The sequence below is a fragment of the Salipiger sp. HF18 genome, assembly GCF_011806505.1.
GTDB lineage: Bacteria > Pseudomonadota > Alphaproteobacteria > Rhodobacterales > Rhodobacteraceae > Salipiger > Salipiger thiooxidans.
Genome location: NZ_JAATOS010000225.1, coordinates 1 through 6,476, shown reverse-complemented (window position 1 = coordinate 6,476; position 6,476 = coordinate 1). Strand labels below are relative to the sequence as shown.

General features: G+C 69.1%; 6 protein-coding genes. 3 read left to right on the top strand and 3 right to left on the bottom strand.

Translation table 11 applies throughout. From position 1 onward, the window contains the following. Positions 1–229, top strand: a 229-nt coding sequence (locus HC022_RS16620; protein WP_167453170.1) for a TRAP transporter large permease subunit, incomplete at its 5' end; no start/stop codon positions are given. A gap of 17 nt (positions 230–246) precedes the next feature. Then, positions 247–1,335, top strand: a complete 1,089-nt coding sequence (locus HC022_RS16615) for an ABC transporter substrate-binding protein (RefSeq protein WP_008887665.1) — start codon at positions 247–249, stop codon at positions 1,333–1,335. A 321-nt stretch (positions 1,336–1,656) separates the two neighbouring features. Here HC022_RS16615 and hpbA read toward each other — a convergent pair whose 3' ends face one another. Next, a complete protein-coding gene (hpbA, locus tag HC022_RS16610) occupies positions 1,657–3,693 on the bottom strand; it encodes an N-methyl-L-proline N-demethylase HpbA (protein WP_167453169.1) in 2,037 nt (678 codons plus the stop codon). A gap of 167 nt (positions 3,694–3,860) precedes the next feature. Here hpbA and HC022_RS16605 point away from each other — a divergent pair, with 167 nt between their 5' ends. Further along, a complete protein-coding gene (locus HC022_RS16605) occupies positions 3,861–4,499 on the top strand; it encodes a TetR/AcrR family transcriptional regulator (protein ID WP_089960010.1) in 639 nt (212 codons plus the stop codon). 297 nt (positions 4,500–4,796) lie between these two features. On the opposite strand, the gene HC022_RS16600 is transcribed toward HC022_RS16605, so the two are convergent. After that, the gene (locus HC022_RS16600) at positions 4,797–5,861 is read right to left on the bottom strand and encodes an iron-containing alcohol dehydrogenase (RefSeq protein WP_167453168.1); all 1,065 of its coding nucleotides are present in this window, start codon (positions 5,859–5,861) and stop codon (positions 4,797–4,799) included. A gap of 45 nt (positions 5,862–5,906) precedes the next feature. Continuing rightward, on the bottom strand, positions 5,907–6,476 hold a 570-nt coding region (locus HC022_RS16595; RefSeq protein WP_254885137.1), incomplete at its 5' end, for a 3-hydroxyacyl-CoA dehydrogenase family protein.

Genomic DNA, 6,476 nt, shown 5'->3' with positions numbered 1-6,476 from the left:
GTGGTTCGTGGTGCTGACCGCCGTGGTGCTGCAGACCTCGTTCCTGACGCCACCCTTCGGATACGCGCTCTTCTACATGCGGGCGCTGGCACCGAAGGACGTGAGCACGGGTGACATCATCCTTGGCGTTCTTCCCTTCATCGGGCTGATCGTCCTGATGGCACTGGCCATCGCCTTCTTCCCGCAGCTCGTCACCTGGCTGCCGGAGACCCTGTATCAACCGAAATGAGTAAGGAGGAGACTTACATGAAAATCGGCAAGACCCTGGCCTCCGCCAGCTTCGCCCTGACCCTCGCCGCCGGCGCTGCATCCGCCCAGCAGAGCTGGCAGATGACCACCACCTGGCCGTCGTCGCTCGAGCTCATCGAATTCGACAAGCACTTCGTCGACCTCGCCAACAAGCTGGCCGGTGACGAGCTCAACATCGAGTTCTTCGAAGGCGGCAGCCTGGTCCCCGCGGGCGAGGTCTTCGGCGCGGTCGAAGGCGGCATCGTGCAGGCCGGCGCCGACTGGCCGGGCTACTGGGCCGGCCGCGACCCGGCGTTCTCGCCGCTCGCGACAACCTCGAGCCTCTTCAACGCCGTCGACTACGTCAACTGGATCCAGCAGTGGGGCGGCAAGGAGATCTACAACGAGACCTACGGCAAGTTCGGCATGGTCTACCTGCCTTACGCCGTGACCAACAACGAGTCCGGCTTCCACACCAAGGAATCCATCAGCTCGATCGCCGACCTGCAGGGCAAGCGCCTGCGCGTGTCGGGTCTCGAGCAGGGCCGCCTGCTGAACAAGCTCGGCGGCAGCCAGGTCTCCATGGCCGGCGGCGAGATCTACCAGTCGCTTGAGCGCGGTGTCATCGACGGTGCCGAGTTCTCGACCCCCAACGTCGACTGGTCGGGCGGCTTCCAGCAGGTCACCGGCTTCTGGGCGACCCCGGGCTGGCACCAGTCCGCGTCGGTCTTCGGCGTGATGATCAACAAGGCGTCCTGGGACGCGCTGAGCGCCGAGACGCAGGAGAAGCTGCAGATCGCCGCGGACGCGACGATGCTCTGGTCGCTGGCCTTCACCGAGCGCCGCGCCAACGACGCGTACAAGCAGTTCGGCGAAGTGAACGAGATCACCCGCATGGACGACGAGTCGCTCGCCAAGATCCAGGAGACCGCCAACGAGGTCATCGAGGAAGTGGCCTGCGAGAACCCGACCTCGGCCAAGGTCTACCTGAGCCAGCTCGAGTACCTCGCCGACTATTCCAGCTGGCGCTCGGCCTCGGCACCGTTCAACCTCGGCCGGAACCCCGACGGCCCGGATCTCGAGAAGATCCGCGCCTGCGCCGAGTAAGCGCAGACGTCTGACATCGACGGCGGTGCGGGGCGACCCGCGCCGCCGTTTTTCGTTTCCGGCACCGGCTGCGCTCTCCGGTTCGTGCTTCGGTAGCCCTCCGGTCCGTGCGTCGCCGGCCACGGGATCTGCCCCCGGGGGGCAGCTCCGGGCCGCGTCCGACCCTCCCCCCGGGAGGGCGCTTTGGAGATGCCGCTCACGGCTCGGACGACATGCCTGCTTTGGAGCGCTGCGCGCCGCATCGGCGTTGCGCAAGCGCCCACCCAAGCGCCGGGCGCGGCCCTCCGCACGGGAGGGAAACGCCCTCTCCCCCAAGAGCCCCTACAGCGCCCGCGCCAGCCGCAGCCCGTCGTAGATCGCTGCGTGGGTATTGCGCGAGGCCACGGCGTCACCGATGCGGTAGAGCCGGAAGCGCCCCTCGGGGTTCGCCTCGACCGCCTGAACCCCGCCGGTCGACAGCGCCTCGTAATCGACCTCTCCCAAGTTTCGCGACAGCGGCTTCAGCTCGAAGTAGAGATCGTCCAGCGGCCGCGTGCCGTGGTTTACCACCACCTGGTCGACCTGCCGCTCGCGGCTGAAGGCGCCGTAGTCCGAACCCAGCACCGCGCGCAGCCCGTTGCCCTCGCGCTGCACTTCTGCCAGCCGCCAGGTCACCGTGAAGGTGGTGTCGCGCTTCTGCAGGTTGCGCATGTAGGGCACGAGGTTCATCGCCATCACCTCGGGCGCGAAGCTGCGGTCCGGGGTGACGATCTCGACCGAGGCCCCGGTCTCGGCGATCATGTCCGCGGCCATCAGACCGGCATGGTCCCCCGCATCGTCATAGACCAGCACCGTCCGGCCCGGCACCACGTCGCCCGAGAGGATGTCCCATGCCGAGACCACCAGCTCGTTGCCCGCGCCCAGGACCTCGGTGGGGGGCAGCCCGCCGGTGGCGACGATCACCTCGTCGGGCTCGGTGGCGAGCACGTCATGCATCTCGGCGAAGGTGTTGAAGCGGAAGCTCACGCCCAGCTTCTCGCATTGCTCGAAGCGCCAGGCGACGATCGAGATCATCTCGCGCCGCCGCTCCTGCCGCGCCGTCAGGCGGATCTGCCCGCCGGGCTGGTCGGCCGCCTCGAGCACGGTGACGATGTGGCCGCGCTCGGCCGCCACCCGCGCCGCCTCGAGCCCCGCCGGGCCTGCGCCCACGACGGTCACCCGCCTGGCCTCGGCCGCCTTCTCGATGGCGTGCGGCATCTCGATCTCGCGCCCGGTAGAGGGGTTGTGCAGACAAAGCGCCATGCCGCCCTGGTAGATCCGGTCGAGACAGTAATTGGCACCGACGCAGGGGCGGATGTCGTCCTCGCGCCCCTCGACGATCTTGCGCACGAGGTGCGGGTCGGCCATGTGCGCGCGGGTCATGCCCACCATGTCGAGCTTGCCGCTGGCGATGGCGTGGCGCGCGGTCGCCACGTCGGGGATCTTGGCCGCGTGGAAGGTCGGGAAATTCGTCGCCGCGCGGATCTCGCCGGCGAAATCCAGATGCGGCGCGTTGCGCATGCCCTGGATCGGAATGACGTCGGTCAGCCCCGGGTCGGTGTCGATGTGACCGCGCACGACGTTGAGGAAATCCACCAGCCCGCTGTCCTTGAGCTTTTGCGACATGGCCAGACCCTCGGCCTTGCCGAACCCGCCGGGGAGACACTCGTCACCGCTGTAGCGCACGCCCACGAGGAACTCCTCGCCGCAACGCCTGCGGATCTCGCGCAGCACGTCGAAGGCAAAGCGCATGCGGTTGTCGAGATCGCCGCCGTAGGGCGCGTCTTGATCGTTGGTCAGGGGCGAGAAGAACTGGTCCAACAGGTGGCCGTAGGCTTCGAGCTCGATGCCATCGAGCCCCGCCGCCTTCATCCGCTCGGCCGCGTCGCCGTAATCCTCGATGATGCGGGCGATGTCCCAGTCCTCCATCTTCTTGGGGAAGGCCCGGTGCGCCGGCTCGCGCTCGTAGCCCGGCGAGACCACCGGCAGCCAGTCGCCCTTGTCCCAGCGGGTGCGGCGGCCAAGGTGGGTGAGCTGGATCATCACCGCGCAGCCCTCGTCGTGGCACTCGCGGGCGAGCTTCTTCATGTGGCCCACCACCTCGTCCTTCCAGGCGAGGATGTTGTTGAAGACCGGCGGGCTGTCGCGCGACACCGAGGCCGAACCCGCGGTCATCGTCAGCGCCACGCCCGCCTTCGCCCGCTCCACGTGATAGGCGCGGTAGCGATCCTTGGGCATGCCGTCCTCGGGATAGGCCGGCTCGTGGCTGGTGATGAGGATGCGGTTTCTCAGGGTCAGGTGCTTGAGCTGGTAGGGCTGCAGCAGGGGATCAGTGCTCATGTCGGTGCCTCCGGGAAGACAGGTGCCTGTCGAACTGCGGTCACGATTCCCAAAATGTGCACTCATGTCAAGATTTCGTTCAGGTCTGTCTCTCGCGGACATCGCAGAAACTGGACAGCCGCGCACATTTTATGGACAAGGGAGGGAGAACCGCAGCGAGGGGCGACATGACCGAGACCGATCTTCCCGACCGGGGCTGGCGCGGCTCCCCCGATGTATGGCTCGACGCGGCCTACGAGGCGCTGGTGAGCGGCGGCGTCGACGCGGTGAAGATCATGCCGCTGGCACAGGCGCTGCGGCTGTCGCGCACCAGCTTCTACTGGTTCTTCAAGGACCGGAAGGCGCTGCTGTCGGGGCTGCTCGATCGCTGGGAAGCGAGCACCACCCGCCCCCTCGTCGCGGCGACCCGAGATTATGCCGCGACCGAGACCGAGGCGATGCTGAACGTGATCTCGGTGTTCCTGTCGGACCGGCTCTTCGACACCGGGCTCGAGCTTGCGGTGCGGGCCTGGGCGCAGCAGGACGACGCGGTTCTGGCGAGGCTGCAGCAGGCCGATGCCGAGCGGCTCGACGCGCTGCGCATGTTGCTCGCAAGCTGGGGCCACACCGCCGAGGACGCCGACGTCCGCGCCCGCACGATCTACCTGGTACAGGTGGGCTACATCTCGATGCGGGTGACCGAGAGCCTCGACGAGCGGTTCGAGCGCTTCCCGAAATACGTCGAGATCTACACCGGCAAGCGCCCGCCGGAGCACGAGATGGAGCGGTTCAGGGCCCGCATCGGGCTTCCCGTGACACGGCCCTAACGGCGTTTTTAAGGGGTCGCTGGGCAGCACCGGAAGCCGGAGCGTAGTCTGCCAGAGGCCTCGAGGCCCGCTCGGGGCTTCGCGAAGCAGACCGTTGCGCATCATCGCGGTTTGAACGCCTGCATCCACACCACGGACACGCCAAGCACGCCCACGCAGCAGAAACCGCCGCTACGCGCGGCGTCCAGCCGTTCCGCGCTCAGAACGAGGCTGCGGAACTGTCCCCCGAGGCCACGACGGCGACATCATCGCGCAACAACCGCCCCCACCGGCCTCAGCCAGACAAGGCGCGCAGCCTCACCACGCGGCGCGGTAGATCGCCAGCGCGTCGGCCTCGGTGACGGGGCGCGGGTTGTTGACCAGCAGGCGCTGCTGCAGCATCGCGTCGCGCGCCATGCCCTCGAGCGCGCTGTCGGCAGTCTCCGCCAGCGCCGGGAAGGCGTCGGGCGCGATCTCGGCGTAGGTGGCGTGGGCCTCGGGCGCGTTGAAGCGCAGCACATGCGGCAGCACCAGCGCGTTCGAGAGCCCGTGCGGGATGTGGAAGCCGCTGCCGATCGGGTAGGCCAGCGCATGCACCGCGGCCACCGGCGAGTTGGCGAAGGCCTGCCCCGCCAGCATCGAGCCGTATAGCATCGCGCCGCGCGCGGCGACGTCGCCCGGCGTGGTGTAGGCGGTCTCGATGTTGGCGCCGAGCAGCCGCAGCGCCTCGCGCGCCAGCATCCGGCTCTGCGGGTTGTTGTTGGGGCTCGCCGAGGCGTAGGCCTCGATGGCGTGGACCATGGCATCGACGCCTGTGGCGGCGGTGATCGCCCCGGGAAGGCCCACGGTCAGCGACGGGTCGAGCAGCGCCAGATCCGGCAGGATCACCGGCGACGAGACGCCGCGCTTCTCGACCGCGCTCACCGTCAGGATCGACACCGGCGTCACCTCCGAACCGGTGCCCGCCGTCGTCGGCACCAGCACCAGCGGCAGGCGCGGGCCCCTGGCGTTGCCGACGCCCCACGCCTCGTCCAGCGGCTCGCCCGAGCCGAGCAGAAGCGCCGCGACCTTGGCGATGTCGAGCGACGAGCCGCCGCCGAAGCCCACGACCCCGGTGACCGCCGCCGCCCGGCCGGCCTCGGTGGCCTCGTCGAGGATAGCGAGCGTCGGGTCGGGCTCGATGCGGTCGTAGAGCGTCACCTCGGCGCCCGCGGCCTCGAGCGAGGCGATGGCTCCGTCGCAGAGCCCCAGCTTGCGCAGGCCCGGGTCGGTAACGAAGAGCACCCGCGGCCCCAGCCGCGCGCCCGCGATGGCGCCCAGGTCCGCCGCGGCGCCGTCGCGGAAGACCACCGACGGCGTGGTGTTGAAGGTGAAGCCCTGCATGATCCGTCCTCTTTCGTCGCTCGTGTCGTCGTCAGCGCAGGGCGTTCAGCCCTGCTGTTTCGCCCGCAGGATCGCCATGAGCATGGCGTCGCGCCAGTTGCGCCGGTCGGCGAGCCCGGTCTCGGGCAGCGCCTCGCGCCGCTCGGCATCGGCCCGGGCCACCGCCTCGGGGCGCCAGTCGCGGTCCGCCTGCCGTTGCTCAGCAAAGCCCGCGAACATCGGTCCGAGCCGCTCGGCGTAATCGGCGAGCCCTTTCGGCGCGTTGAGGTCGATGGTCTCGAACGGCCCCATGAAGGCCCAGCGGAGCCCCAGCCCGTCGCGCACCGTGCGGTCGATGTCCTCGGCGCTGGCATAGCCCTCGGCCAGCAGCGCGAAGGCCTCGTCGAGCAGCGCGCCCTGAAGGCGGTTGAGCACGAAGCCCGGGATCTCGCGGTCGAGCGACACCGGCGACTGGCCCACCTCCTCCATCAGCGCCCGGGCGCGGACGGGGACCGCGGGATCGGTCCAGGGCGTCGGCACGATCTCGACGATGGGCACGAGGTGCGGCGGATTGACCGGGTGCATGACCAGCATGCGCGCGCGGTTGTCGCAATGATCGAGGAAGGCCGAGCCGGG

What these genes read in the sequence shown, in the direction of transcription:
- HC022_RS16615 (WP_008887665.1), top strand. Translation starts at nt 247, where the DNA reads ATGAAAATCGGCAAGACCCTGGCCTCCGCCAGCTTCGCCCTGACCCTC.
- hpbA (WP_167453169.1), bottom strand. Translation starts at nt 3,693, where the DNA reads ATGAGCACTGATCCCCTGCTGCAGCCCTACCAGCTCAAGCACCTGACC.
- HC022_RS16605 (WP_089960010.1), top strand. Translation starts at nt 3,861, where the DNA reads ATGACCGAGACCGATCTTCCCGACCGGGGCTGGCGCGGCTCCCCCGAT.
- HC022_RS16600 (WP_167453168.1), bottom strand. Translation starts at nt 5,861, where the DNA reads ATGCAGGGCTTCACCTTCAACACCACGCCGTCGGTGGTCTTCCGCGAC.